The organism is Lysinibacillus sp. RU7, from assembly GCF_057837305.1.
The window spans coordinates 1-238 of the sequence record NZ_JBYQFK010000299.1 but is presented as its reverse complement, the minus strand read 5'-3'; the positions used below and the strand labels follow the sequence as shown (position 1 = coordinate 238).

At 41.6% G+C, this 238-nt stretch carries 1 tRNA gene; it reads right to left on the bottom strand.

From position 1 onward, the window contains the following. Positions 1 to 75: 75 nt before the first annotated feature. Positions 76 to 149 (bottom strand) — tRNA-Gly (locus AC3II9_RS22470). Positions 150 to 238: the final 89 nt, after the last annotated feature.

Here is a 238-nt window from a genome sequence, read left to right as displayed (position 1 = left end):
TTGATGTCCAAAATTTTGTTTCTTATTCAGAAACATTTATTGTTAACGTTTTGCTTGTTCAGTTTTCAAAGTTCATGGAGCGGGTGATGAGAATCGAACTCACGACATCAGCTTGGAAGGCTGAGGTTTTACCATTAAACTACACCCGCATATTTTTATTTATATGGCGCGCCCGACAGGAGTCGAACCCATAACCTTCTGATCCGTAGTCAGACGCTCTATCCAATTGAGCTACGGG